22 protein-coding genes are annotated in these 24763 nt (G+C 45.9%); 18 read left to right on the top strand and 4 right to left on the bottom strand.

What is annotated here, in order from left to right:
• Nucleotides 1-155: 155 nt before the first annotated feature.
• The 9 genes from NYE28_RS19680 to NYE28_RS19640 all read left to right on the top strand — a co-directional run bounded on the left by NYE28_RS19680 (nucleotide 156) and on the right by NYE28_RS19640 (nucleotide 11036).
• Entirely contained in the window at nucleotides 156-1082 is a 927-nt protein-coding gene (locus NYE28_RS19680; RefSeq protein ID WP_025285446.1) for an ABC transporter ATP-binding protein, read from the top strand.
• 64 nt (nucleotides 1083-1146) lie between these two features.
• Nucleotides 1147-1851: an ABC transporter permease gene (locus tag NYE28_RS19675; protein ID WP_025285445.1), complete on the top strand. Its 705-nt coding sequence runs from the start codon at nucleotides 1147-1149 to the stop codon at nucleotides 1849-1851.
• Nucleotides 1852-1871: 20 nt separating this feature from the next.
• Nucleotides 1872-2738: a DUF4097 family beta strand repeat-containing protein gene (locus NYE28_RS19670; RefSeq protein ID WP_094031373.1), complete on the top strand. Its 867-nt coding sequence runs from the start codon at nucleotides 1872-1874 to the stop codon at nucleotides 2736-2738.
• A gap of 191 nt (nucleotides 2739-2929) precedes the next feature.
• Nucleotides 2930-3628, top strand: a complete 699-nt coding sequence (locus NYE28_RS19665) for a response regulator transcription factor (RefSeq protein ID WP_012118715.1) — start codon at nucleotides 2930-2932, stop codon at nucleotides 3626-3628.
• Nucleotide 3629: 1 nt separating this feature from the next.
• Nucleotides 3630-4565, top strand: coding sequence for a sensor histidine kinase (locus NYE28_RS19660; RefSeq protein ID WP_025285443.1), 936 nt, complete (start codon nucleotides 3630-3632; stop codon nucleotides 4563-4565).
• A gap of 232 nt (nucleotides 4566-4797) precedes the next feature.
• Entirely contained in the window at nucleotides 4798-6084 is a 1287-nt protein-coding gene (locus NYE28_RS19655; RefSeq protein WP_003150991.1) for a Glu/Leu/Phe/Val dehydrogenase, read from the top strand.
• 207 nt (nucleotides 6085-6291) lie between these two features.
• A complete protein-coding gene (gene pruA, locus NYE28_RS19650) occupies nucleotides 6292-7839 on the top strand; it encodes an L-glutamate gamma-semialdehyde dehydrogenase (RefSeq protein WP_003150992.1) in 1548 nt (515 codons plus the stop codon).
• Nucleotides 7840-7910: 71 nt separating this feature from the next.
• Entirely contained in the window at nucleotides 7911-9593 is a 1683-nt protein-coding gene (locus NYE28_RS19645; protein ID WP_160242395.1) for a M20/M25/M40 family metallo-hydrolase, read from the top strand.
• 24 nt (nucleotides 9594-9617) lie between these two features.
• Nucleotides 9618-11036: an amino acid permease gene (locus tag NYE28_RS19640; RefSeq protein ID WP_342490226.1), complete on the top strand. Its 1419-nt coding sequence runs from the start codon at nucleotides 9618-9620 to the stop codon at nucleotides 11034-11036.
• A gap of 32 nt (nucleotides 11037-11068) precedes the next feature.
• Here the strand turns inward: NYE28_RS19640 and NYE28_RS19635 are convergent, their stop codons facing one another.
• Nucleotides 11069-12271, bottom strand: a complete 1203-nt coding sequence (locus NYE28_RS19635) for a multidrug effflux MFS transporter (RefSeq protein ID WP_015240794.1) — start codon at nucleotides 12269-12271, stop codon at nucleotides 11069-11071.
• Between the two features lie 222 nt (nucleotides 12272-12493).
• Here NYE28_RS19635 and NYE28_RS19630 point away from each other — a divergent pair, with 222 nt between their 5' ends.
• The 7 genes from NYE28_RS19630 to NYE28_RS19600 all read left to right on the top strand — a co-directional run bounded on the left by NYE28_RS19630 (nucleotide 12494) and on the right by NYE28_RS19600 (nucleotide 19792).
• The gene (locus NYE28_RS19630) at nucleotides 12494-13732 is read left to right on the top strand and encodes an MFS transporter (protein WP_332275119.1); all 1239 of its coding nucleotides are present in this window, start codon (nucleotides 12494-12496) and stop codon (nucleotides 13730-13732) included.
• A 161-nt stretch (nucleotides 13733-13893) separates the two neighbouring features.
• Nucleotides 13894-14508: a bacilysin biosynthesis protein BacA gene (locus NYE28_RS19625; protein WP_015418458.1), complete on the top strand. Its 615-nt coding sequence runs from the start codon at nucleotides 13894-13896 to the stop codon at nucleotides 14506-14508.
• Nucleotides 14498-15208 (top strand): cupin domain-containing protein, encoded by a 711-nt coding sequence (locus tag NYE28_RS19620; protein WP_003151000.1) that lies wholly within the window; start codon nucleotides 14498-14500, stop codon nucleotides 15206-15208. The genes NYE28_RS19625 and NYE28_RS19620 overlap by 11 nt, the downstream gene beginning before the upstream one ends.
• On the top strand, nucleotides 15205-15966 hold the full coding sequence (gene bacC, locus NYE28_RS19615; protein ID WP_007407673.1) for a dihydroanticapsin 7-dehydrogenase: 762 nt from the start codon (nucleotides 15205-15207) through the stop codon (nucleotides 15964-15966). The genes NYE28_RS19620 and bacC overlap by 4 nt, the downstream gene beginning before the upstream one ends.
• Before the next feature lie 17 nt (nucleotides 15967-15983).
• Nucleotides 15984-17402, top strand: coding sequence for an ATP-grasp domain-containing protein (locus NYE28_RS19610; protein WP_342490225.1), 1419 nt, complete (start codon nucleotides 15984-15986; stop codon nucleotides 17400-17402).
• Nucleotides 17399-18580 (top strand): MFS transporter, encoded by a 1182-nt coding sequence (locus NYE28_RS19605; protein ID WP_007407671.1) that lies wholly within the window; start codon nucleotides 17399-17401, stop codon nucleotides 18578-18580. Before NYE28_RS19610 ends, NYE28_RS19605 begins: the two co-directional genes overlap by 4 nt.
• A gap of 12 nt (nucleotides 18581-18592) precedes the next feature.
• Entirely contained in the window at nucleotides 18593-19792 is a 1200-nt protein-coding gene (locus tag NYE28_RS19600) for a pyridoxal phosphate-dependent aminotransferase (protein WP_025285436.1), read from the top strand.
• A 16-nt stretch (nucleotides 19793-19808) separates the two neighbouring features.
• Here the strand turns inward: NYE28_RS19600 and NYE28_RS19595 are convergent, their stop codons facing one another.
• Together NYE28_RS19595 and hemQ are read right to left on the bottom strand one after the other, a co-directional pair.
• On the bottom strand, nucleotides 19809-20588 hold the full coding sequence (locus NYE28_RS19595) for an SDR family oxidoreductase (protein ID WP_007407669.1): 780 nt from the start codon (nucleotides 20586-20588) through the stop codon (nucleotides 19809-19811).
• Nucleotides 20589-20707: 119 nt separating this feature from the next.
• Complete coding sequence (gene hemQ, locus NYE28_RS19590) at nucleotides 20708-21472, bottom strand: hydrogen peroxide-dependent heme synthase (protein ID WP_052827970.1); 765 nt, start codon at nucleotides 21470-21472, stop codon at nucleotides 20708-20710.
• Between the two features lie 261 nt (nucleotides 21473-21733).
• Between hemQ and pta the strand changes: the two genes are divergently transcribed.
• Nucleotides 21734-22705 (top strand): phosphate acetyltransferase, encoded by a 972-nt coding sequence (gene pta / locus NYE28_RS19585; protein WP_003151012.1) that lies wholly within the window; start codon nucleotides 21734-21736, stop codon nucleotides 22703-22705.
• Nucleotides 22706-22742: 37 nt separating this feature from the next.
• Here the strand turns inward: pta and NYE28_RS19580 are convergent, their stop codons facing one another.
• Nucleotides 22743-23720, bottom strand: coding sequence for a putative sulfate exporter family transporter (locus NYE28_RS19580; protein ID WP_253612741.1), 978 nt, complete (start codon nucleotides 23718-23720; stop codon nucleotides 22743-22745).
• Nucleotides 23721-23835: 115 nt separating this feature from the next.
• Here NYE28_RS19580 and NYE28_RS19575 point away from each other — a divergent pair, with 115 nt between their 5' ends.
• Entirely contained in the window at nucleotides 23836-24735 is a 900-nt protein-coding gene (locus NYE28_RS19575) for a LysR family transcriptional regulator (protein ID WP_007407666.1), read from the top strand.
• The last annotated feature ends 28 nt before the right edge of the window (nucleotides 24736-24763 follow it).

The raw sequence follows: 24763 nt of genomic DNA, 5'->3' as shown, positions 1-24763 counted from the left end.
CTACGGACATCATGCATCCTAAAAAAACAAAAAATGATTTATAGAATGGGGATAGGATTTAATTAGAAAAATCTTAAGAAAAAAGTAATATTTGCTTAAGAGAAAAGAGAACTTTCCTTTATATAGTAGGAGTATATATGGAAAGGGGAAAGCGAATGACATACATCTTAAAAACGAGTCAGCTTACAAAAACATTTAAAGGAAAAGAAGTTGTTTCCGGGGTTAATATGCACGTGAAAAAAGGGGAGATTTATGGATTCTTGGGTCCCAATGGTGCAGGTAAAACAACCATTATGAAAATGATTACAAATTTAATCAAGCCTACAAGTGGTGAAATAGAAATTTTCGGTGAGAAATTAACAGATACGTCATTTGAAGTTTTAAAAAGAATGGGCACCATTATTGAATACCCCATTTTTTATGACAACCTCACTGCTAAAGAAAATTTAGATTTCCATTGTGAATATATGGGCTATTACGATAAAAAATCCATTGACCACGCTATCGAGCTTGTAAAGTTACATAATATTGATAATAAAAAAGTGAAAGAGTTTTCTTTAGGAATGAAACAAAGGTTAGGAATAGCCAGAGCTATTTCTACAAGACCAGAACTTCTCATTTTAGACGAGCCGATTAATGGCCTGGATCCAATAGGTATAAAAGAGTTGAGGGATCTCTTTAAATTACTTTGCAGAGAATATGGAATTACATTATTAGTCTCCAGTCACATTTTAGCCGAAATGGAACAAATGTCAGATACTGTTGGTATCATACAGAATGGCAAGTTAATAAAAGAAGTTTCTATGAAGAGTATAAACGGAAAACAAACGGAGTATATAGAGGTAAAAGTCCAAAATATAAAAAAAGCGTTATATATTTTAGAGCAAAATCTGGGGATAAGAAATTTTAAAATGATTGATCAACAATTAATTCGTATCTATGAAACAGCAGTTACACAACAAGAAATCTCTAAAGCACTTATTCTGAATGACATTGGTATAGAAAGTATAAATAAAAAACACAGTTCTTTAGAAGAATACTTCTTAAATTCTATGAATGGGGAGGGAATACACATTAGATAGATTGCCCGTCTGTGTTATGCACCTATTTGCATTGTCTTAAATTCTTCTGCTGGAGGCTATTAGCATGTTAAAACTTATGAAATTAGAGTACAAAAAACATCACTTATCACAGTATTTTAAATGGGTGGCACTTTGGATATTCATCATCTTTGCCTTAGCGGCTTTTATGGGATGGGAATCTAAAAATGAAAATGAACTTATGTTTCGTGATTATGCAGATTTTATATCTCTAACTAATATTTTAATTAGAATTGTGTTTATTAGTTTTTCTGCTGTGATTTTATCCCGTTTAGTTATTGATGAATATAAAAATAAAACAATACAATTGCTGTTTACTTATCCTTTACAAAGAAAAAAATTAATGCAAGCTAAACTATCTATTGTCTTCCTATTCTGCTTTGTAAGTATTGTTATTGCTACGTTTGTTATTAACTTGTTAATTCTCTTCGTGAGTCCGCACTTATATTTATTCGAGAAGCCTGTTGAAATGAGTGAAGTTATTTCCGCTATGCCATCGACTCTTCTCACCGCTTTTATGATGGGAGGAGTGAGTCTGATTCCTTTATTTTTCGGCATGAGAAAAAAATCAACTTCTGCTACAATCACTTGGGCTGTCATAATCGGGGTCCTTATCAATGCAACAGTTTCCGACGGAGGAGAAACAGTCAGTTTAAGCCAATTTATTATCATTCCAATTATACTTTGTTTATTTGGTTTTTTAGTGGGTTATCTTTCTTACCGTAAGGTGGATCAGAAAGATTTATTGTAGATAAAAGGAGAAATTCTACAATGAAGAAAATTATAGCATCTTGTGCAGTGTTAATCGTAATCGGCGGAATTGTTTTAAGCCTTTATAAGACAGATACAAAAAACTTTAAAAAGAACGTGTCCTACAATGTTGAAAAAATTGATACTTTAAAAGTATATACTGACTCATGGGATGTGAAGTTTAAAAAGAGTAATTCAAATAAGGCAACAATATCTGCTGAGGGGAAGAAGAAAGATAAGGCTCCAGTTACATTTCAAGAAAATGGGAGGGGTTTGGTCGTTACTCAAAAAGAACAAAAGAATGGCGGCTTTTTGGATGGATTTACTTTTGGGAAGCAGGGCGGCACAATCTATATTAATGTTCCCGAGTCAGGTATGAACAATATTGAAATAACCAATAAAGATGGGACTATACATTTAAGTGAAATTTCAGCTGAAAATATTGTCGTTGAAAATCATTCCGGTGAGGAAAAAATCAATAATGTTTCGGCTGATAATGGAAAATTTGCATCCAGGGATGGATCGTTAAGTATGGAAAATAGTTCTTTTGAGGAATTAAATATAACATCAGCAAGCGGCGATACCGAGATGAAGGAAATAGATAGTTCCAATGTAAAGATTACCTCTAAAGATGGGACGGTTTCAATCAAGGACATAACAGAGGGAAAATCTTTATCAGTAAATACGAAATCAGGAGATATAGGTGTATCTTATAAAAAAGCGCCAACTTCACTTGCTGTTTTTGCTCAGAGTAATTCTGATGTAACGTTTGATCTAGATGGGCTTAATAAGAGCCATGATGGCGTAAAACTGAAAAAAGGTGAAATTGGCGCGGGAAGTAATAAAGTAAGTCTATCTAGTGAAGATGGTTCGATAAAGGTGAGATAAAAAGAGAAAAACACAAGACAACAATTCCCGCTATTGAAGAATGGTTGTCTTGTTTGTTTGTATTTAAAATGTTTTGGAATATTTATCTCCTTTTGTATAAAAAATAATTATAATGAGATTAATTATCTGTATAATGATTGAAATAAACAGTGAATTAAGAATATCAGTTTTATATTTAAGGAGCGGAAAGCTTGGGTTACAAAATATTAATTGTAGAAGACGACCAATTCATAAGCGATATGGTAAGCGAAAGCTTAACGAAAGAAGGGTTTGAAGTAACAGCAGCTTTTAATGGTGAAGAAGCTTTAGACATATTGAACACCCAAAAGTTTGAGGTTATATTGTTGGATTTAATGCTTCCGAAGATAGATGGGATGGAATGTTTAAGAATGATTCGTTCCAAAAGTATGGTTCCCGTTCTTATCATGTCTGCAAAAGATGAAGATGTAGATAAGGCACTTGGTCTCGGCCTCGGGGCTGATGATTATATTTCTAAACCTTTTTCTATGCTGGAGGTAATAGCCAGAATTAAAGCAACCATTAGAAGAGAAAGACACTATAAGAGCTCCCTGTCTTCAAAGGAAGAAAAAATCATTAAAATAGGTGATTTAAGTGTTGACCTGCATGGCTTTTCTGTTAAAAAATTCAATGAAAAGATTAATCTCACGGCAAAAGAATTTAATATTTTAAAACTCTTTATTTCTAATCCTTCACAAGTATATACTAAGTCTCAACTTTATAAATCCGTATGGGAAGATGAGTATCATGGAGATGAGAATGTAATTAATGTTCATATTAGACGGCTTAGAGAGAAAATTGAGGACGATCCATCTCATCCAATGTACATAAAAACTTTGTGGGGAATCGGTTATAAGTTGGGAGATTTTTAAATTGTTTTATATGTTGGTTATTTTATTCATATGCTCTGCAGCAGTAAATATATTTCTTTTCCGAAGCCGATTAAATCTAAGGACTGAGATTAAATATATAAGAAATAAACTTCGAAAAGTTGTTAATGAAGAGACAGGCGAAAGATTATTGCTTAACACGGAAGATAAATATATAAAATCCTTGTTAATTCAAATAAACCGTCTTTTAGACCATAATCAAAAGATCAAAGGGAACTGCAATAGTATTGAACTGTCCATGCGAAAAATGTTATCAAATATTTCACACGATTTAAAGACGCCTTTAACAGTTATACTAGGTTATATTGAAATTATAAATAACGATAAAAGTCTGACTTCGGAAAAGGTTATGAGTTTACTAAAAACAGTTAATTTAAAAACGGTCGAGGTATTAGCGTTAATAAACCGTTTTTTTGAACTTGTAAAATTAGAGTCAGGAGATAAAAAATTAAATTCTTCACGAATTGACATATGTGAAGTCAGCCGAAAAATAATTTTGGATTACTACGAAATTTTAATTAGCAAAGAATTTGAAGTAGTGATTGATATACCCGATGATTCTGTCTTTGTTAGCGGAGATGAAGATGCAATTGAGAGGGTTCTGAATAATTTAATTACGAATGCAATTCAATATGGTTCCGATGGTAAGATGGTGGGTTTAAAGATCAGAATAACTGATAATGATGTTTTTGTAGAAATATCAGATAAAGGAAAAGGAATAAATGAAATGCATAAAGACCGTGTCTTTGAACGAATGTACACATTGGAGGACTCGAGAAATACCAATTATCAGGGAAGCGGATTGGGGCTGACGATTACTAAGAGATTAGTAGAGCAAATGGGAGGAGGTATATCTCTAAATAGTGTCCCCTTCAAAGAAACAACGTTTTCTGTACGTTTAAGACGTATTAAATTTTAATAAAAGCAGTAAGGTTTCTTCTGTATACGTCTTCAAATCCCCTTTCTCTTTAATCTGAGAGGCTGACAACAGTCTCTTTTTTTTATAAGCAAAAACCTGGCATGAATCTTGCATATAAAAAGGGGCGTAACGACAATGTGAAAGGGATTGATGGGTTTTGGTGTAAAAGCGCTTACATTTTGTTCTGCCGGTAATTGAAGCTTACACGTAAAATACGATGAGGTGATAAAACATGTCAGCCAACCCGCTTTCTAAAAGCAATCAGAAAGATGAAGAAAAAGAAGTTCTTAATTTGTTCTTGTCAACACAATCGATCATAAAAGAGGCCCTGCGAAAACTGGGGTACCCTGACAATATGTATGAATTGATGAAAGAGCCGATGCGGCTTTTAACCGTCCGCATCCCTGTCAAAATGGACAATGGCTCAGTACAGGTTTTCACGGGCTACCGCTCACAGCATAATGACGCAGTCGGCCCGACAAAAGGGGGCGTGCGGTTTCATCCGGAAGTCAGTGAAGAAGAGGTTAAGGCGCTTTCCATCTGGATGACTTTAAAATGCGGCATCACAAATCTTCCTTACGGGGGCGGAAAAGGCGGCATCATCTGTGATCCGCGGACGATGTCATTCGGAGAGCTGGAACGGCTGAGCCGCGGATATGTGCGTGCGATCAGCCAGATCGTCGGTCCGACAAAGGATATTCCGGCTCCCGACGTATATACCAACTCGCAGATTATGGCATGGATGATGGACGAATACAGCCGCCTGAGAGAATTTGATTCACCAGGATTCATTACGGGCAAACCGATCGTTCTCGGCGGTTCACAGGGGCGGGAGACGGCGACCGCGCAAGGCGTCACGATTTGTATTGAGGAAGCCGTTAAGAAAAAAGGGATTCCATTGGAAAATGCGCGGATCATCATTCAGGGGTTCGGAAATGCGGGGAGCTTTCTCGCTAAATTTATGCATGACGCCGGCGCCAAGGTGATCGGCATCTCAGACGCCCACGGCGCTTTGTATGACCCTGACGGCCTTGATATTGATTACCTGCTGGATAAGCGGGACAGCTTCGGCACGGTGACGAATCTCTTCTCGGATGTCATAACGAACAGGGAGCTGCTGGAAAAGGACTGTGATATTCTCGTGCCCGCCGCAATCTCCAATCAGATTACGGCTGAAAACGCCCATCACATTAAAGCCTCAATCATTGTGGAGGCGGCAAACGGCCCGACAACGATAGATGCCACGAAAATTCTGAATGAAAGAGGCGTGCTTCTCGTGCCGGATATTTTGGCAAGCGCCGGCGGCGTGACGGTGTCTTATTTTGAATGGGTGCAAAATAATCAAGGCTTTTACTGGTCTGAGGAGGAAGTCGCCGGAAAACTGCGCAGCGTCATGGTGAATTCGTTTGAATCCATTTATCAGACAGCGCATACCCACAAAGTCGATATGCGTTTGGCCGCCTATATGACGGGCATCAGAAAATCGGCTGAAGCGGCCCGGTTCCGCGGCTGGGTATAAGTGTTATCCGCAAAGAGATTTTGCATCAGTTATATAGCAGATCGCAAAATTTCTTTGCGTTTTCAGATTGCAGCTGACAGATTCGGACAAGCTTCGTCCGCTTTCGGCAAAGATTTTCTTATTTTTATCACAAATTGCTATGCTGGTATGCTTCTTGCATCTTTATAAAGCGTGAGCACACATTACAAAATACGGGGAGGAATTCTAATGACAGTTTCATACGCACACGAACCATTTACAAATTTTCAGGAAGAGACAAATAAACAATCGTTTCAGGAAGCGCTGGCTTATGTGAATTCACAGCTCGGCAAGCATTATCCGCTTATCATCAACGGTGAAGCGATTGAAACGGATAAAAAGATCATTTCCGTCAATCCGGCAGATAAAAAAGAAGTGATCGGTTCTGTATCGGCCGCCGGAAAAGAACTTGCGGAAAAGGCCATGCAGGCTGCGCTGCAGGCATTTCAAACATGGAAAAAAGTACGGCCGGAACACCGCGCGAATGTGCTGTTTAAAGCGGCGGCGATCATCCGCAGAAGAAAGCACGAATTCTCCGCGTATCTAGTGAAAGAAGCCGGAAAACCGTGGAAGGAAGCGGATGCGGATACGGCGGAAGCGATCGACTTTTTAGAGTATTACGCCCGTCAGATGCTGAAACTGAAAGACGGTTCCCCTGTAAAGAGCCGTGACGGAGAATATAATCAGTATCACTATGAGCCGCTTGGGGTGGGGATCGTCATCTCTCCATTCAACTTCCCGCTTGCGATTATGGCGGGAACGGCGGCGGCAGCCATCGTAACAGGCAACACGATACTGCTGAAACCGGCGGATGCGGCGCCTGTCGTGGCGGCGAAATTCGTTGAAGTGATGAAAGAAGCGGGCCTGCCGGACGGCGTGCTCCAATTCATACCGGGCGACGGAGGAGAAATCGGCGACTATCTGGTTGAGCATCCGAAGACGAGATTTGTGTCGTTTACAGGTTCCCGCGCGGTTGGATGCCGTATTTATGAACGCGCCGCAAAAGTACAGCCGGGCCAAAAGTGGCTGAAACGGGTCATTGCCGAAATGGGAGGGAAAGATACGGTGCTTGTAGACAGAGATGCTGATCTTGATCTTGCCGCTTCCTCAATCGTGTATTCCGCCTTCGGATTCTCAGGCCAAAAATGTTCAGCCGGTTCCCGTGCGGTCATCCATCAGGACGTCTATGATGAAGTTGTTGAAAAAGCCGTCGCTTTAACAAAATCACTCACCGTCGGAAGTCCGGAAGATTTTGATACATACATGGGGCCGGTCATCCACGAAGCATCTTATAATAAAGTCATGAGTTATATCGAAATCGGCAAAACAGAAGGAAAACTCCTGACGGGAGGCGAAGGTGATGATTCAAAAGGATACTTTATTCAGCCGACCATTTTTGCGGATGTTGATGAAAACGCCCGCCTGATGCAGGAGGAAATTTTCGGGCCGGTCGTCGCGATCTCAAAAGCCCGTGATTTCGACCATATGCTTGAGATTGCCAATAATACCGATTACGGACTGACGGGCGCTCTGTTATCGAAAACCCGCGCGCACATTGAACGCGCCCGCGAAGATTTTCACGTCGGGAATCTATACTTCAACCGCGGATGTACGGGAGCGATTGTCGGATACCAGCCGTTCGGCGGCTTCAATATGTCAGGAACCGATTCAAAAGCCGGAGGACCTGACTATCTGATTCTTCATATGCAGGCAAAAACAACGTCTGAAGCCTATTAATCTTTCGGAAATAGCGCGATGAAAAAGAGAGTCGCGCTATTTTCTCTATATGAGGGTAAGGAGGATGGAACATGTATCAGCAGCTCAGCAAAATGCTTCCGGAGGAGAAAATAGAAGCCATTACGAAATCACTGGTGGCGTTAAACAGCATCAACGGCACATTGGGAGAAGGAAAAAAAGCCGACTATATCAAAGATATGATCAAGAGCTTTCCCTACTTTCAGGAGAATCCGTCACATGTGTGGGAGCAGGCGATTCCTGAGGACCCTTACGGCCGCAAAAATATTTTCGCATTTATTGAGGGAAACGGCGAAAGCCTGAATACGGTCATTTATCACGCTCATCTTGATACGGTCGGCATCGAGGATTTCGGCCCTTTAAAAGATATCGCTTTTGATTCCGACCGTCTCGCGGAATATTTCTCAAACTATGAATTTGATCGGGATGTGCAGCGGGACGCCCGCTCAGGCGAGTGGATGTTCGGAAGGGGTTCGGTTGATATGCAGAGCGGTATTGCCGTTCATCTCGCCAATCTGCTTCACTTTTCTGAACGGCGCGATCAGCTGCCGGGCCATATTCTGTTCATGGCAAATCCGGATGAAGAAAGCCAGCATTCCGGCATTTTAACCAGCATTTCTGAATTAAAACGGCTGAAACAAGAAAAGCAGCTTCGTTATTTAGCAGCGATTAATAACGATTTTATCACGCCGCTGTATGAGGGTGACACGACAAGGTACATCTACACGGGCGCGGCAGGGAAGCTTTTGCCTTGCTTTGCGATTTACGGGCGGGAGGTGCATGTCGGTGATACGCTGTCCGGCATCGATCCGAATTTGATCGCATCAGAAATCACCAGAAGAATTCACAACAATATTCATATGGCGGAAAACATTGAAGGGGAGCTTGTGCTTCCGCCGACCTGCCTGTACCAGCGTGACAACAAGGAAGCGTATAACGTGCAGACCGCCGTCAGCAGCTATGTCTATTTTAATTATTTTATTTACGAGAAAACCGCCAAAGAAGTCATGGATCAGCTGACCGCCGTGGCTGACGAAGCCTGCAAAGAGACAGAACGAAAATTATCTGATTATTACGACGAATACTGTGAGAGAACGAGCCTGCCGAAAAAAGAGATGTCATGGAACGTTCAAGTGTACAGTCTGGAAGATTACCTGAAAAGGCTTAGAAGCCGCGGGATAGACCCTGCACAGTGTATCGAGCAGGCATTTAAAACATATGAACATCTTGAACTGCGGATGAGATGCTTTAAAGCCGTCGAGGAACTGCAAAAACTCGATCCTGAGCAGGGAGCCAAGGTCATTATTTTCTATGCGCCGCCTTACCTTCCGCACAATTATCTGAAAGAAGAGAGCTCACGGGACCGGCTTTTGCAGCATGTCATTCAAGAAGCGGTCGATAAAACAGCGGCATCAACCGGAGAAACATTCGTCTTTAAAAAGTTTTTCCCTTATTTAGCGGACGGAAGCTTTTTATCGCTGCATGAAACAGACGAGGAGGTCTCCGCCTTTACCGATAATTTTCCGGGCTGGGATGTCATCGGGACGATTCCTTTTAAAGAAATCAGGGAATTGAATATTCCGTCGGTCAATATAGGGGTATACGGAAAGGACGGCCATAAATGGACGGAACGCGTGTACAAGCCGTACACATTCCATGTGCTGCCGGAGCTCATTCAGCAGACGACAATGCACCTTTTGCACAGCTACCGATTAGACATACGCACAAATGGCTGACATAACGGAATAAGGAGGATGTATATGCAGGGAGATACCAATCAAACTGAATTGCAGCGCACGATGAAGGGCCGGCATTTGTTTATGATCGCCCTCGGCGGCGTGATCGGGACGGGGCTTTTTCTGGGCTCCGGTTTTACGATCAGTGAAGCGGGACCGATCGGCGCGATATTGGCTTATGTGATCGGCGGATTTTTAATGTATCTGGTGATGCTTTGTTTGGGGGAGCTCGCGGTCGCCATGCCGGTCGCAGGATCATTTCAAGCGTATGCCGCAAAGTTTCTCGGGCCGTCGACGGGTTTTACGATCGGATGGATGTACGCATTCAGCTGGGCCAATACAGTGGGGCTTGAACTGACGTCGGCGGGGATTTTAATGCAGCGGTGGTTTCCGGCCGTTCCGATTTGGGTGTGGTGCCTTGTATTCGGCGTCGTCATTTTTTCCATTAACGCGCTGTCTGCGCGGAGTTTTGCGGAAATGGAATTTTGGTTTTCCAGCATTAAGGTCATGGCCATTGTATTGTTTATTATTCTCGGCTGCGCTGCGGTATTCGGCTTTGTCGGTTTTAACGGCGGGCAGACGGCTCCGTATCTGTCAAACTTTACGACGGACAAAGGGCTTTTCCCGAACGGTGCCCAAGCCGTGCTGTTTACCCTTGTCATGGTGAATTTTTCATTCCAGGGCACCGAGCTGGTCGGAATCGCCTCGGGAGAAAGCGAAAATCCGGAAAAGACGCTTCCCCGCTCAATTCGAAACGTCATATGGCGGACGCTGTTTTTCTTCGTGCTGGCGATGTTTGTTCTCGTGTCCATTTTGCCGTACCAAACGGCAGGCGTCATCGAAAGCCCGTTTGTGGCTGTGCTGGATAAAATCGGCGTTCCCTATGCGGCTGATATCATGAACTTTGTCATTCTGACCGCCATGCTGTCGGTGGCGAATTCCGGGCTGTACGCTTCGTCCAGAATGATGTGGTCCCTATCAAAAACTAAGATGGGCCCCGCTTCCTTAACGAAACTGACGAAAAAAGACGTGCCTCTGAAAGCTCTTTCCATCACCATCGCCATCTCCGGTTTATCCCTGCTGACAAGTGTATTCGCGGCTGAAACGGTGTATGTGTGGCTCATTTCCATCTCCGGTATGATTACCGTCGTCGCGTGGATGTCAATCTGCGCTTCACAATTCGTTTTCCGAAGACGCTTTCTCGCTGAAGGAGGAAATCTGAAAGACCTGGCATTTAAAACGCCTCTTTATCCGATCGTGCCGATTCTCGGATTTTCGGTTTACGGTCTTATCTTAATCAGTCTCATCTTTATCCCCGACCAGCGTATCGGTCTGTACTGCGGCGTCCCGCTGATGATCATCTGTTACGCGTATTATCACTTCGGTATCAAAAAACGCCTGAAGCGTGAGCCGGCTTCTTCGGAAAAAGGCGCTGCCGGATAAGAAAAAAAGCCCTCCGCAAAAAGCGGCGGGCTTTACTTTGTTTTTCGTTTGGCCGACAGGACATAGGATAGAACGGCACAGAACTGAAAACCGAAAATGCTGACGGCCATCGGCCAGGCATTTTCTTCTCCGGCAATACCGACCAGGGGAGCGGCAGCCGCACCGCCGATAAAGGGCAGGAGTCCGAGAAGAGCTGCAGCGCTTCCCGCGCCTTTCTCCTGTTTCTGCATAGCCAGAGAAAACCCCGTCGTCGTGACGATCCCGACAGAAGAAACAATGATGAATAAAGAAATGCAGACCGCCGTCAGGCCTGAACCAAACGCAAGTGATAAAAGCAAAGCGATGCTTCCGATGACGGCGATCAACAGTCCGGAGACAAACAGCTTCCGTTCATCATGTGTTTTGGCCATCCGTCCGGTGATTTGGGTGGCGCATATGATTCCCGCACCGTTTACGGCGAACAGCAGGCTGAACATTTGCGCCGATACGCCGTAGATGTTTTGCAGTACAAACGGCGATCCGGCAATATATGCGAACATGCCGGTCATCACAAATGCCTGGCTGAGCGCAAATCCCATAAACATCCGGTCGCCAAGCAGGCCGCGAAACGTCATCAGCGTCTCCCGGAGTCCGCCGCTTGTCCGCTTTTCCGGCGGGAGTGATTCAGGCAACGCCGTAAGCACGGCGGCAGAAATGATACAGCCGATCACCGCCAGCACGACAAATACGATTTTCCAGCCGGCGAACTGAAGGATAAATCCCCCTGTAATCGGCGCTAAAATCGGTGCCGCCCCATTGACGAGCATCAGTAATGAGAAAAAAGCCGTCAATTCTTTTCCGGAATACATATCGCGTGCGGACGCCCGTGCGATGACGATTCCGGCCGCCCCGGTGAATCCTTGAATAAACCTCATGACAATTAAAAACGAAACAGAAGGGCTGAAGGCGCATAATAAAGAAGACAGCGTATAAAGCAGCAATGACAGAATGAGCGGCTTCCGGCGCCCGATCATATCACTGAGCGGCCCGACAACGATCTGCCCGACCGCCAGCCCCAAAAGACAAAACGTCAGGCTCAGCTGTGCAAGTGACGCTGTCGTATGAAGATCGGCCGCCACTTCAGGCAAAGCGGGCAGATACATATCGAGCGAAAGCGGCCCGAATGAAGCGAGCGTTCCGAGAATCAGTACCATGCCGAGGCCTGCGCGGGCGGCCTTTGAATCAGCGTTATTCATTCCATGACCCCCTCCTTAACAAATGATTCTATCACTATAGCATAACCGGACGGCGTATTTTATATCATTTATTGAATACAAACTAAATATTTTATTTAAAATCTGAATGTAAATAAAAAATTGGAATTAGTTTTCATGTGAAATGTAAAATGAAATATAAGGATGCTAAACTATAAAACAACAAAAGGTAGAAAAGTTTTACGGAAGAGGTGTTCAAAGAGCATGAACAGCAAACAAACCGATCACATCGAAACGAAACGCCGATTTCCGATCTGTCTCGCGCTTGCTTTGACATTAGGCGTATTTGCCGCCGGTTCTGAAGAGCTGGTGATTTCTCCGCTGCTTCCGGATTTAGCGCGGGCTTTCAGCTCGGATGTCAGTGTGCTGGCGCTTTCCATCAGTATTTACGGATTGATGATTTTTATCGGCGCGCCGCTTCTCGTTCCGCTGGGAGATAAATATTCCCGGGAACTCAGCCTGCTGGCGGGGCTCCTTATATTTACGGCCGGCACGGTGATCTGCGCGCTGGCGCACAATCTCTTTTTCTTCTTTCTGGGCAGGGCGCTTTCCGGGCTTGCGGCGGGTGCGTTTGTGCCGACAGCATATGCGGTGGTCGGCGACCGTGTGCCTTATGCGTACCGCGGCAAGGTGATGGGTCTGATCGTGTCAAGCTGGTCGCTCGCTTTGATTTTCGGTGTTCCGATCGGCTCTTTTATCGGCGGCGTTTTAAATTGGCGGTGGACGTTTTGGATTTTCGCCCTCATGTCTGTCCTCGTTGCTTCGCTCATTTTCATTGAGGCGCGCCGCAGCACGGCGGATGGGGATAAAACAGAAGAGGAAAACGGACGGCAGGCAGGCACTTTCCGGGATGCGCTGAAGGTGCCCCGTGTCCCTGTATACCTCACGATCACTTTTTGCAACATGATCGGTTTTTACGGCATGTATTCCTTTCTCGGCACCTATCTTCACCGCGTGCTGCCGGGGGGGAATACAGCTTCAGGGCTGCTGATCATGGTGTACGGAATCGGTTTTTCCATGAGCGTGTTCACCGGAAAAATCGCAGATAAGGCGGGGAAAATACGCTCTTTGATCGCGGCATTGGCCGTGATCAGCATATGGCTTTCCTGTCTCGCCTATGCGCCGTCATCAATGCCGTTTTTGGTTATCGGGTTATTCGTCTGGGGATTGATGCAAAGCCTGACGGTGACCTTGCTCAGCACCATTTTAAGTGATTGCTCACAGAGCCGCCGGGGCAAAATCATGGCATTTTACAGCCTGGCGTCCAATTTGGCCGTTACCTTGGGTTCTGCTGTCATGGGTCCGGTCTATGTCGGATACGGATATGCAGCTGTCGGATTTATCTGTGCGGCCGTCACCCTCATCGGTTTTGTCCTCAGCGTTTTCGCATACAGAAGGTATGGGAAATATGAGCATCAGGCCGACCAAACATTGTATCGGTAAAATAAAGTTTCTATAATTTTATAAATGTTAATTTTTAACACCTTATATCTTAAGGTGTTTTCTAATATATAGGAATAATTATCAATATTTTCAAATAATATTGACAGCTTGAACGTCTATGGATAATATTTACTTAAAATTTAACAGATTGGTTGGTGCTCATGATTATATTGGATAATAGCATTCAAACAAAAAGCAAGGCTTATTCAATATCTAAACTGATTACGATCAACACGCTCGGTCCTGAAGGGACAAGCAGTGAGTACGCAGCAAAAAACTTCATCACCAATTTTACCCTTCTCCAAGGGGTGAACAGCAAATTATCACTGCATGATACATTTGAATCGTGCATTGAAAAAACGCTTCAAAGTCCGCTGGAATACACAATTGTGCCTCACGCGTATGACGGCATTAAGCACTTCTACATGAGACCGGATCTGCAGCTTCTGCAAATTTTCAGGTGCGACACCCCGATGTACGGCCTGGCTGTCCGGCCCGGTTTTGAATATACGGATGACATGCTTGATCAGACTGTCATCGTATCCCACCCGTCTCCTATCAATTTGATTAAGTATTTTACCCGTAAAGATGTCACGTTTGATCTGGTGAACTCAACGAGCGCAGCCGCGAAAAGAGTGAAGGACGGTTTGTCCGACATCGCGCTGACAAATGAGCTGGCCAGACAAAAGTACGGCCTTCACTTTGTCAAAACATTTAAAAGCATTCCCATGAGCTGGTCATTATTCGGAAAAGGAGAGATTCATGATGAAAACTGAACAAGATTTGCAGGAACTTTATTTCCCGACGCCTAAATTAATAGAATGGGATAACGGAGTAAGACAATATTCGTCCGTCAGAGGAGATACGGAAGTTCTGCTTTCTTACGTTCCGCCGCATACAAACGTGGAACCGCATCAGCATAAGGAAGTCCAAATCGGCCTTGTCGTTTCCGGCGAGCTGTCCATGACTGTCGGAGATGTCACAAGAAAGATGACAGCGCTGGAATCAGCCTATATCGCGCCTCCTAATGTGCCTCACGGCGCAAGAAATGAGACGGATCAAGAAGTGATCGCCATTGATATTAAACGCCTGAAAGCCGGTGAAACCTACACAAGCCCTGAAGATTATTTTTTGAATATTTTTAAAACGAGAGACTTATTGCCCGGTATGGAAGTCACGTTCTTCGTGGAAGACTGGGTGGAAATCATGCTTGCCAACATTCCGGGCAACGGGGGAGAAATGCCGTTCCATAAACACCGCAATGAACAGATCGGCATCTGCATCGGCGGCGGCTATGATATGACCATTGAAGGCTGCAAAGTGGATATGACATTCGGCACAGCTTATTTCTGCGATCCGAGAGAAGATCACGGCGCCATCAACAGATTTGAAAAAGATTCAAAATCAGTCAATATCTTTTTCCCTCCGCGCTATAACAGAGCAAAAGCGAAAAAATTAGAGGCGAAAGAGTCATGAACCTGACGGATAAAACCGTCCTCATCACAGGGGGCGCATCAGGCATCGGTTATGCCGCGGTTCAGGCGTTTCTGAATCAGCAGGCGAATGTGGTCGTCGCGGATATTGATGAGGCGCAGGGAGAAGCGATGATCAGGAAAGAAAACAATGACAGGCTGCATTTTGTGCAGACGGATATTACAGATGAGCCGGCATGTCAAAACGCCATCCGGTCAGCGGCGGACAAGTTCGGCGGATTGGACGTGTTAATCAATAACGCCGGCATCGAAATTGTCGCGCCGATTCATGAGATGGAGCTGAGCGATTGGAACAAGGTGCTCAACGTCAATCTGACGGGCATGTTTCTTATGAGCAAGCACGCGCTCAAGTATATGCTCAAAAGCGGCAAGGGCAACATCATTAACACGTGCTCCGTCGGAGGAGTCGTTGCATGGCCCGACATTCCCGCATATAACGCATCTAAAGGCGGCGTATTGCAGCTGACGCGTTCGATGGCTGTCGATTACGCCAAACACAACATCCGCGTCAATTGCGTGTGCCCGGGAATCATTGACACACCTTTGAATGAAAAGTCGTTCCTTGAAAACAACGAAGGCACGCTTGAAGAAATCAAAAAAGAAAAAGCGAAAGTCAATCCGCTGCTGAGACTCGGCAAGCCTGAAGAAATAGCGAACGTCATGCTGTTTCTCGCTTCGGATTTATCAAGCTATATGACCGGAAGCGCGATCACCGCAGACGGTGGATACACCGCACAATAGAGAAGGAGTGTTTACATATGGAGAGAAAAACAGTATTGGTTATCGCTGACCTTGGGGGATGCCCGCCGCATATGTTTTACAAAAGCGCAGCCGAAAAATACAACCTCGTCAGCTTTATTCCGAGACCTTTTTCAATTACAGCCTCTCATGCGGCATTAATTGAAAAATACTCGGTCGCGGTCATAAAAGATAAAGACTATTTTAAGAGTCTGGCTGATTTTGAGCATCCCGATTCGATTTACTGGGCTCATGAAGATCATGACAAACCTGAGGAAGAAGTAGTCGAAGAAATCGTCAAGGTGGCCGGCATGTTCGCGGTTGACGCCATTACGACCAACAATGAACTGTTTATCGCTCCGATGGCAAAAGCGTGTGAACGTCTCGGCCTGCGGGGAGCGGGCGTACAGGCCGCTGAAAATGCCAGAGATAAAAACAAAATGAGAGCCGCCTTCAACCGGGCCGGCGTCAAGTCCATCAAAAACAAACGGGTGACGACGCTGGAAGATTTCCGCGCCGCGCTTCAGGAAATCGGAACGCCGCTCATTCTGAAGCCTACATATCTGGCGAGCTCCATCGGCGTGACGCTTATCAAAGAGATGGAAACGGCAGAAGCCGAATTTAACAGAGTCAATGAATACCTGAAGTCGATCAACGTACCGAAAGCGGTCACGTTTGAAGCGCCGTTTATCGCGGAAGAATTTTTGCAGGGCGAGTATGACGACTGGTACGAAACAAGCGGTTATTCCGACTATATCAGCATAGAAGGCATCATGGCCGACGGAGAATACTTCCCTGTCGCAATTCATGATAAAACACCGCAAATCGGATTCACGGAGACATCGCATATTACGCCGTCCATCCTGGATGATGACGCGAAGCGGAAAATCGTCGAAGCAGCCAAAAAGGCGAATGAAGGACTCGGCCTCGAAAACTGCGCAACACATACAGAGATTAAATTAATGAAAAACCGGGAAGCCGGACTGATTGAATCAGCGGCACGATTTGCGGGCTGGAACATGATTCCGAATATTAAAAAGGTCTTCGGCGTCGATATGGCGCAGCTGTTATTGGATGTTCTCTGTTTCGGAAAAGAAGCCGATCTGCCGAAAGGATTATTGGAGCAGGAGCCATGCTATGTCGCCGACTGCCACTTGTATCCTCAGCATTTCAAAGAAAACGGCCAGCTGCCTGAGACGGCTGTCGATTTCGTCATTGAAAGCATTGACATTCCCGACGGCGTCTTAAAGGGAGACACCGAAATCGTTTCTTTCTCGGCGGCCGAGGCGGGTACATCCGTGGATCTGCGGCTGTTCGAAGCGTTCAACAGCATTGCGGCGTTCGAGCTGAAAGGAAGCAATTCGGGTGACGTGGCCGAATCAATCAAACAAATTCAGCAGCAGGCGAAGCTGACTGCAAAGTATGCGTTACCGGTATGAAACAGCTGAAACCGAACTCTAAGTATTTGCTTTTCGGGCAGGCGCTTTCGTTTATGGGAGACTATTGCGTTCTCCCGGCTCTGCTCATTTTGTCTACATACTATCACGACTACTGGGTGACGTCCGGCGTCATCGCGGTCCGCAGTATTCCGATGGTGTTTCAGCCGTTTTTAGGCGTGCTCGTGGACCGGCTCGACAGGGTGAAAATCATGCTGTGGACGGATGTGATCAGAGGCGTCATCTTTTTGGGGCTGACATTTCTCCCGAAAGGCGAATATCCGCTGCTTTTTCTGGCGCTGCTGTTTGTTTCTTACGGAAGCGGCGTGTTTTTTAACCCGGCACGTCTCGCGGTCATGTCGTCTTTAGAAGCGGATATTAAAAATATCAACACTTTGTTTGCAAAAGCCACGACGATTTCGATTATTGTCGGCGCTGCAGCCGGCGGACTTTTTCTGTTAGGCGGTTCTGTGGAGCTTGCCGTCGCCTTTAACGGGGTGACCTATCTTGTCTCCGCGTTTTTCATCAGCCGCATTAAGCTTCAATACGTGCCGATTCAGTCAGAAAACGTGAGAGAAGCTTTTCAGTCGTTTAAAGAAGGCCTGAAGGAAATCAAAACAAATGCTTTTGTGTTAAATGCCATGTTCACGATGATTACGATGGCGCTTTTGTGGGGTGTCGTCTACAGCTATTTCCCGATTGTCAGCCGCTTTTTAGGCGACGGGGAAATCGGCAATTTCATCCTGACGTTCTGTATCGGCTTCGGCGGCTTTATCGGTGCCGCTCTTGTCAGCAAATGGGGCTTTAACAACAATAAAGGGCTGATGTATTTTACAGTGTTATCGATCGTCTCGCTTGCGCTGTTTTTGTTTACCCCGATTTTCGCCGTGTCAGTCATTGCCGCCATTCTTTTCTTTATCGCAATGGAATACGGTGAGGTGCTGGCGAAGGTCAAAGTTCAGGAGAACGCGGCGAACCAGATTCAGGGCCGGATTTTTTCGGTGGCGGAGGCCTCCATCGGATTGTGCATCGCCGTCGGTTCCATGCTGATCAACATTGTAGACGCGGCAGTCATCATGGCGTTTATCGTCCTTTTGGTCAGCGGGCTGTTTCTGCATACAAAACTGGTCAATAAATCCTTTTCAGAACGGAATAACGAATCAGAGCAAATTCATTTATAAGGAGCCTTTCAGATGGAAATCATACCGTCCGACGTCATCAAGACACTTCCGAAACAGGAATTTTCGCTCGTTTTTCAAAAGGTAAAAGAGTTGGAGAAAACGGGAGCCCAGATCATTAATCTCGGGCAGGGGAATCCCGATCTCCCCACACCGCCGCATATCGTTGAAACATTGCGGGAGGCTGCGCTGAATCCTTCGTATCACGGATACGGCCCGTTCAGAGGCTATCCGTTTCTGAAAGAAGCCATCGCGGAATTTTATGAGAGAGAGTACGGGGTATCGGTCAATCCGGAGACAGAAGTCGCGCTGTTCGGCGGAGGGAAAGCTGGTTTGTACGTTTTGACGCAATGCCTGCTGAATCCCGGCGATATCGCCTTAGTCCCGAACCCCGGCTACCCTGAGTATTTATCGGGCATTACAATGGCCAGAGCGGAGCTGCATGAGATGCCGCTTCATCCGGAAAACGGCTATTTGCCGGATTTTGAGCGGATTGATCCCGCCGTCCTGAAAAAAGCCAAGCTGATGTTTTTGAATTACCCGAATAACCCGACGGGCGCGACTGCGGATCAGGCGTTTTATGAAAAAGCGGCAGCGTTTGCAAAAAAACATGACATCCACCTTATTCACGATTTTGCATACGGCGCGTTCGAATTTGATCAGAATCCGGCCAGCTTTCTTCAGGCGAAAGAAGCGAAAACGGTCGGCGCGGAGCTTTATTCATTTTCGAAAACCTTCAATATGGCAGGCTGGAGAATGGCATTTGCCGTGGGGAATGAGAAAATCATTCAGGCGGTCAATGAGTTTCAGGATCACGTCTTCGTCGGCATGTTCGGCGGTCTTCAGCAGGCGGCAGCGGCGGCGCTGTCAGGAAATCCTGAGCATACGGAGCGTCTGAAGCGCACATATAAAGAACGGATTGACTTTTTCACGGGGTTATGTGAAAAGGAATTAGGCTGGAGCATTGAAAAACCGAAAGGGACTTTTTATGTATGGGCTGAAATTCCGAATGAATTCGAGTCTTCACACCAGTTTTCGGACTATTTGCTGGAGCATGCCCATGTTGTCGTGACGCCCGGCGAGATTTTCGGCAGCGGCGGAAAGCGTTATGTCAGAATATCAATGGTGGCAAAACAGGGTGATTTAAGGGAATTCGTGCTGCGGATTCAAAAGCTCGGTTTGTCCTTTCCTTCATTACAAGAAACATCCCGCTGAGAGCGGGATGTTTTTATTATATGCTTTTCATGCTGCCGCCGTCGGCTGACACTTGCTGTCCGGTAATATAGGAGGCTTCTTCAGAGGCAAGAAAGGCAGCCAGCGCCGCGGTTTCTTCCGCAGTTCCGACACGCTTCATCGGGACGCCTGAGGCAATCCGTTCTTCCGCTTCCGCTTTAGAAATGCCGTTTTGCTTCATGACATTCTTCACGAATTGGTGATAACGGTCTGTGGCGATAAACCCGGGATTCAGACAGTTGACAGTAATGTGAAAAGGCGCAAGCTGAATGGCGATGTTTTTGCTGGCATTAATTAAAGCGGCGTTCATCATGCTGTTGGTAAACATATTGGCGCCGGGTTCTTTCCATAGGTTTCCGACGATATTAATGATTCTGCCGAATTCGTGCTGTTTCATGATTGCTGCGGCCGTTTTCATAGAGTCGATATAGGCGATCGTTTTATTCGTAAAGGTATTTGTCATATCCTCTATATCGCAGTTTTCAAAGGTATCCGGCGAGCCGCCCGGAATGTTGTTGATCAATACATCAAGCCGTCCGCATTGTGATCTGATCTCTTCAAAAATGCCGGCTCTTGTCTTCTGGTCCGACATATCCCCGGCCAGAACGGTGACGCCCGCATCCGGATGTTTGGCGAGGATCTCTTCTTTTACCGATTCGATATTTTCGGGAACTCGTGAATTAATGACGGTATGAAAGCCATTGTCCGCCAGTTTCAGAGCGATCGCTTTGCCGATCCCCTGACTGGCTCCCATAATAAACGCGGTTCGTTTTGACAACTGTCTGCACCCCTTTACCAAAATGGAATCTCCTTTACATCGTAAAAAAAAATGATAAAAATAGCAAATTTTATTTAAATTCTGACAAAGGAAAAACCCGCCGGACAGGCGGGTGGGTGTTACACGTGCAAAAACTTCGGAAGCGTGTCGAGAGACAAGCGGTTTCCGACAAAAAATGAACCAAATTCGCCGTAGCGCGCGCTGACTTCATCAAAGCGCATTTCGTAAACAAGTTTTTTGAACTGAAGCACATCATCGCTGAAGAGCGTGACGCCCCATTCGTAATCGTCAAAACCGACAGATCCCGTGATAATCTGTTTGACTTTGCCGGCATAGCTCCGTCCGATCAAGCCGTGGCTTCTCATCAGGTTTCTGCGTTCATCCATAGAAAGCATGTACCAGTTGTCATTGCCGCTTCTTCTTTTATCCATCGGATAGAAGCAGACGTATTTCGCTTCGGGCAGCTCAGGATACAGGCGGGCGCGGACATGCGGATTTTCATACGGATCGCCTTCTCCGCTTGCGAGGTAGTTGCTCAGTTCAACCACGGACACGTAAGAATAAGCCGGGATTGTGAATTCAGCAAGCTTTGATTTGTTAAATTCAAGCTCGATTTCGTTCAGCTCTTCCATTGTCGGGCGAAGAATCATCAGCATAAAATCAGCTTTCTGTCCGACGATGCTGTAGATGGTTTGCGAGCCTTTGCCTTCTTTTTGGGCGACGCCCCATTTTTCAAGCAGTCCCGTAAATTCGTGAATAATCGACAGGCGCTCATCGCTGGATAACATCTTCCATGACGCCCAGTCCATTGTGCGGAAATCGTGAAGCGCGTACCAGCCGTCAAGCGTTTGGGCGGCTTCGTTCGTTTTTTGCTGCTCACTCATGTATCTTCACTCCTATATCTTTTCATTACATTGATGCCTTCACTATATCACAGTTTAACCGTTTCGGCTGTGGAGAAACCTTGAATAATCCGAAGCCTTGTGTCAGAAACTATGCCGTGAACAAACGGTCAATTAAATTAGTTAGAAAAATAAGATTTCTTTTTGAAAGCGCTATAATAGAAGTTGGTTATTTGAATTTAGCTGGAAGAAGAGTATGCTGTAAAAGTAAGCGTTTTTTGTCAACATAGAGGAGGGTATATCGTGGCAGATTTATTTACAAAAGTACAAGAAAAAGTCGCAGGAAAAGATGTGAAAATCGTATTTCCTGAAGGGTTGGACGAACGTATCCTGGTTGCGGTCAACAACTTGGCGGGCAACAAGGTATTAAAGCCGATCGTAGTCGGCAATAAAGAAGACATTCAAGCAAAAGCGAAAGAATTAAATCTTACGCTTGACGGCGTGGACATTTTTGACCCGCATACATATGAAGGCATGGAAGAACTCGTTCAGGCTTTCGTAGAACGCCGCAAAGGCAAAGCGACGGAAGAACAGGCCCGCAAAGCTTTGCTGGACGAAAACTATTTCGGCACGATGCTTGTGTACAAAGGTCTCGCAGACGGACTTGTCAGCGGAGCTGCACATTCTACTGCTGATACGGTGCGCCCTGCACTGCAAATCATCAAAACAAAAGAAGGCGTGAAAAAAACATCAGGCGTCTTCATCATGGCCCGCGGTGACGAGCAGTATGTGTTCGCTGATTGCGCGATCAACATTGCTCCTGACAGCCAGGACCTTGCCGAAATCGCCATTGAAAGCGCCAATACGGCTCAAATGTTTGACATTGACCCGCGCGTTGCCATGCTCAGCTTCTCTACAAAAGGATCGGCGAAATCAGACGAGACGGACAAAGTGGCTGAAGCCGTGAAAATTGCGAAGGAAAAAGCGCCTGAGCTTACGCTTGACGGCGAATTCCAATTCGACGCTGCATTTGTGCCGTCTGTCGCGGAGAAAAAAGCGCCGGACTCCGACATTAAAGGAGACGCGAATGTATTTGTATTCCCAAGCCTTGAAGCAGGAAACATCGGTTACAAAATCGCTCAGCGCTTAGGCGGCTTTGAAGCGGTCGGACCGATTCTGCAAGGATTAAATATGCCTGTAAACGATCTTTCCAGAGGATGTAATGCGGAAGACGTCTACAATCTTGCGTTAATTACGGCTGCTCAAGCGCTGTAATCCGCAAAAGCCGGCCTTTACGAGGGCCGGCTTTTTTTTATAGAAAAAACGTCACTGCGGCCCAGCCGAACAGGGACAAACAGAGAGAACCGATCAAGCCTGCTGCGAGCGCCCGCCAGCCGTTATGACGAAACGCCGATATATGGACTTTCAAACCGAGACCCGCCATCGCCATGCCGATTAAAACATAAGACACTTGAACAAGAAACGCGGAAAACGAGGCTGAAATAACGCCTGATGTATGGATGGCGCTCATTCCGAGAAATCCGAAGATAAACCAAGGGATGGGGAGCGAAGCGGCAGAAGCCGTCTTTGACTTTCCGCTGCGGCGAGCCCGCATTCCGAGCATGAATGCGGCCGGGACGAGCAGCGCGACCCGGGTCAGTTTGACGATCACCGCCATCTCGACGGCTGCTTTTCCTCCGGCGCTGCCGGCCGCCGCCGCATGCGCCACCTCGTGAAGCGTTGCCCCGCAAAAGGCTCCGTAAGCCGCAGGAGAAAAGCCCAATCCATGATAAGCAAGAGAATATACAACAGTAAAAACGGTTCCTAATAACGAAACGGCGGCCGCGCTGATGGCGGCTGCATTTTCATTTGATCTGATCTGCGGCGCGATCGCGGCAATGGCAGCCGCCCCGCAGATCGCTGTGCCGCAGGCTGTCAGCGTGCTGAGTGTCTGATCTATACGGAACAGCCGGGACAGTCCGTATACAACGGCACCCGCAAACATCATACAGCAGACGGCAATTGCAAATACGTGCCAGCCCGCATGATAGATATCCGCCAGATTCAGTCTCATGCCAAGCAGGATGATGCCTGCTTTCAGCAAGTATTTGCCTGAGAACGCGATCCCCGGCTCTAATGCCGCCCGCTGTCCGAATACGGCGCGCCAGAGCATGCCGATCAGCATTGCAAGGACAAGCATTCCGAACATATGAAAAAACGGCAGGCGGCTGACATAGAAAGCCGCAAACGCAATTCCTGCGGTAACTGAAACACCTTTTACCATCTTCATCTCAGTCACTTCCCATTATCTTGATAAGTCCACTTTACTGCGGTCTTAATCATTAGTAAAATATATTTATATGATCTAAACGATTAGGAAAAATAATAATTAGGGGCGATGCTTTTTGTATTATGGGGAACTGAAAACATTCATTGCCGTCGTGGAAGAAAAAAACTTTACAAAGGCGGCGCAGAAGCTGATGATTTCTCAGCCGAGCGTCAGTCTTCACATTAAAAACCTGGAGAAAGAATTTCAAACCGCTTTGCTGAACCGCTCTCCGAAGCACTTTACGACTACGCCGACGGGGGACATTCTCTATCAGCGCGCCAAGCAGATGGTCTTTTTGTACGAACAGGCGAAATCCGAAATTTACGCCCATCATCATTATGTCAAAGGGAAGCTCAAAATCGCCGCGAGCTTTACCATCGGCGAATATATTCTGCCGCCGCTTCTCGCAAAGCTTCATAACGAGTATCCCGAGCTGAACCTGGACGTCATGATCGGAAACACGGAGGAGGTCAGCGAAGCGGTTCGGATGCTTCAAGCCGATATCGGATTAATTGAAGGGCATACGGGGAAAAACGAGCTGGACATTCAGCCGTTTATGGAGGATGAATTGTGCATTGCCGCACCGAACGGACACCCGCTCGCCGGCAGAAAAAACATCCCGGCTGCCGAATTGCAAAATCAAGCATGGGTGACGAGGGAGAAGGGTTCGGGAACGAGGGAATATTTAGACCACGTTCTTCAATCAAACGGACTGCGGCCGAAATCCATGATGACGATCAGCAGCAACCAGGGCGTCAAAGAAGCCGTGATCAGCGGAATGGGTCTTTCCGTTCTGTCAAAAAGCGTGCTGCAAAAGGATCTGCTTCACGGCAGCATTTCCGTGCTTGAGATAAAAGGATTCTCCTTAAAACGGAAACTGTCTATCATCCAATCTTCCATTATGGAGAACACAAAAAACAAAGAAATCTTCATCGCTCTTTTGAAAAGCCAATTTCAATCATCACAAGCGGAGTGATATAATAAATGCATGGAAAGCCTATGAC

It is taken from the genome of Bacillus sp. FSL R5-0443 (assembly GCF_038608285.1).
GTDB classification, from domain to species: domain Bacteria; phylum Bacillota; class Bacilli; order Bacillales; family Bacillaceae; genus Bacillus; species Bacillus velezensis.
This window is presented reverse-complemented; position numbering and strand designations above follow the sequence as displayed.

Coding starts and splice junctions, on each gene's coding strand:
- hemQ (WP_052827970.1), bottom strand. CDS start 21,472: ATGAGTGAGCAGCAAAAAACGAACGAAGCCGCCCAAACGCTTGACGGC.
- NYE28_RS19655 (WP_003150991.1), top strand. CDS start 4,798: ATGTCAGCCAACCCGCTTTCTAAAAGCAATCAGAAAGATGAAGAAAAA.
- NYE28_RS19605 (WP_007407671.1), top strand. CDS start 17,399: ATGAAACAGCTGAAACCGAACTCTAAGTATTTGCTTTTCGGGCAGGCG.
- NYE28_RS19620 (WP_003151000.1), top strand. CDS start 14,498: ATGAAAACTGAACAAGATTTGCAGGAACTTTATTTCCCGACGCCTAAA.
- NYE28_RS19600 (WP_025285436.1), top strand. CDS start 18,593: ATGGAAATCATACCGTCCGACGTCATCAAGACACTTCCGAAACAGGAA.
- NYE28_RS19675 (WP_025285445.1), top strand. CDS start 1,147: ATGTTAAAACTTATGAAATTAGAGTACAAAAAACATCACTTATCACAG.
- NYE28_RS19630 (WP_332275119.1), top strand. CDS start 12,494: ATGAACAGCAAACAAACCGATCACATCGAAACGAAACGCCGATTTCCG.
- NYE28_RS19670 (WP_094031373.1), top strand. CDS start 1,872: ATGAAGAAAATTATAGCATCTTGTGCAGTGTTAATCGTAATCGGCGGA.
- NYE28_RS19580 (WP_253612741.1), bottom strand. CDS start 23,720: ATGAAGATGGTAAAAGGTGTTTCAGTTACCGCAGGAATTGCGTTTGCG.
- NYE28_RS19610 (WP_342490225.1), top strand. CDS start 15,984: ATGGAGAGAAAAACAGTATTGGTTATCGCTGACCTTGGGGGATGCCCG.
- NYE28_RS19635 (WP_015240794.1), bottom strand. CDS start 12,271: ATGAATAACGCTGATTCAAAGGCCGCCCGCGCAGGCCTCGGCATGGTA.
- NYE28_RS19680 (WP_025285446.1), top strand. CDS start 156: ATGACATACATCTTAAAAACGAGTCAGCTTACAAAAACATTTAAAGGA.
- NYE28_RS19645 (WP_160242395.1), top strand. CDS start 7,911: ATGTATCAGCAGCTCAGCAAAATGCTTCCGGAGGAGAAAATAGAAGCC.
- bacC (WP_007407673.1), top strand. CDS start 15,205: ATGAACCTGACGGATAAAACCGTCCTCATCACAGGGGGCGCATCAGGC.
- pruA (WP_003150992.1), top strand. CDS start 6,292: ATGACAGTTTCATACGCACACGAACCATTTACAAATTTTCAGGAAGAG.
- NYE28_RS19640 (WP_342490226.1), top strand. CDS start 9,618: ATGCAGGGAGATACCAATCAAACTGAATTGCAGCGCACGATGAAGGGC.
- NYE28_RS19625 (WP_015418458.1), top strand. CDS start 13,894: ATGATTATATTGGATAATAGCATTCAAACAAAAAGCAAGGCTTATTCA.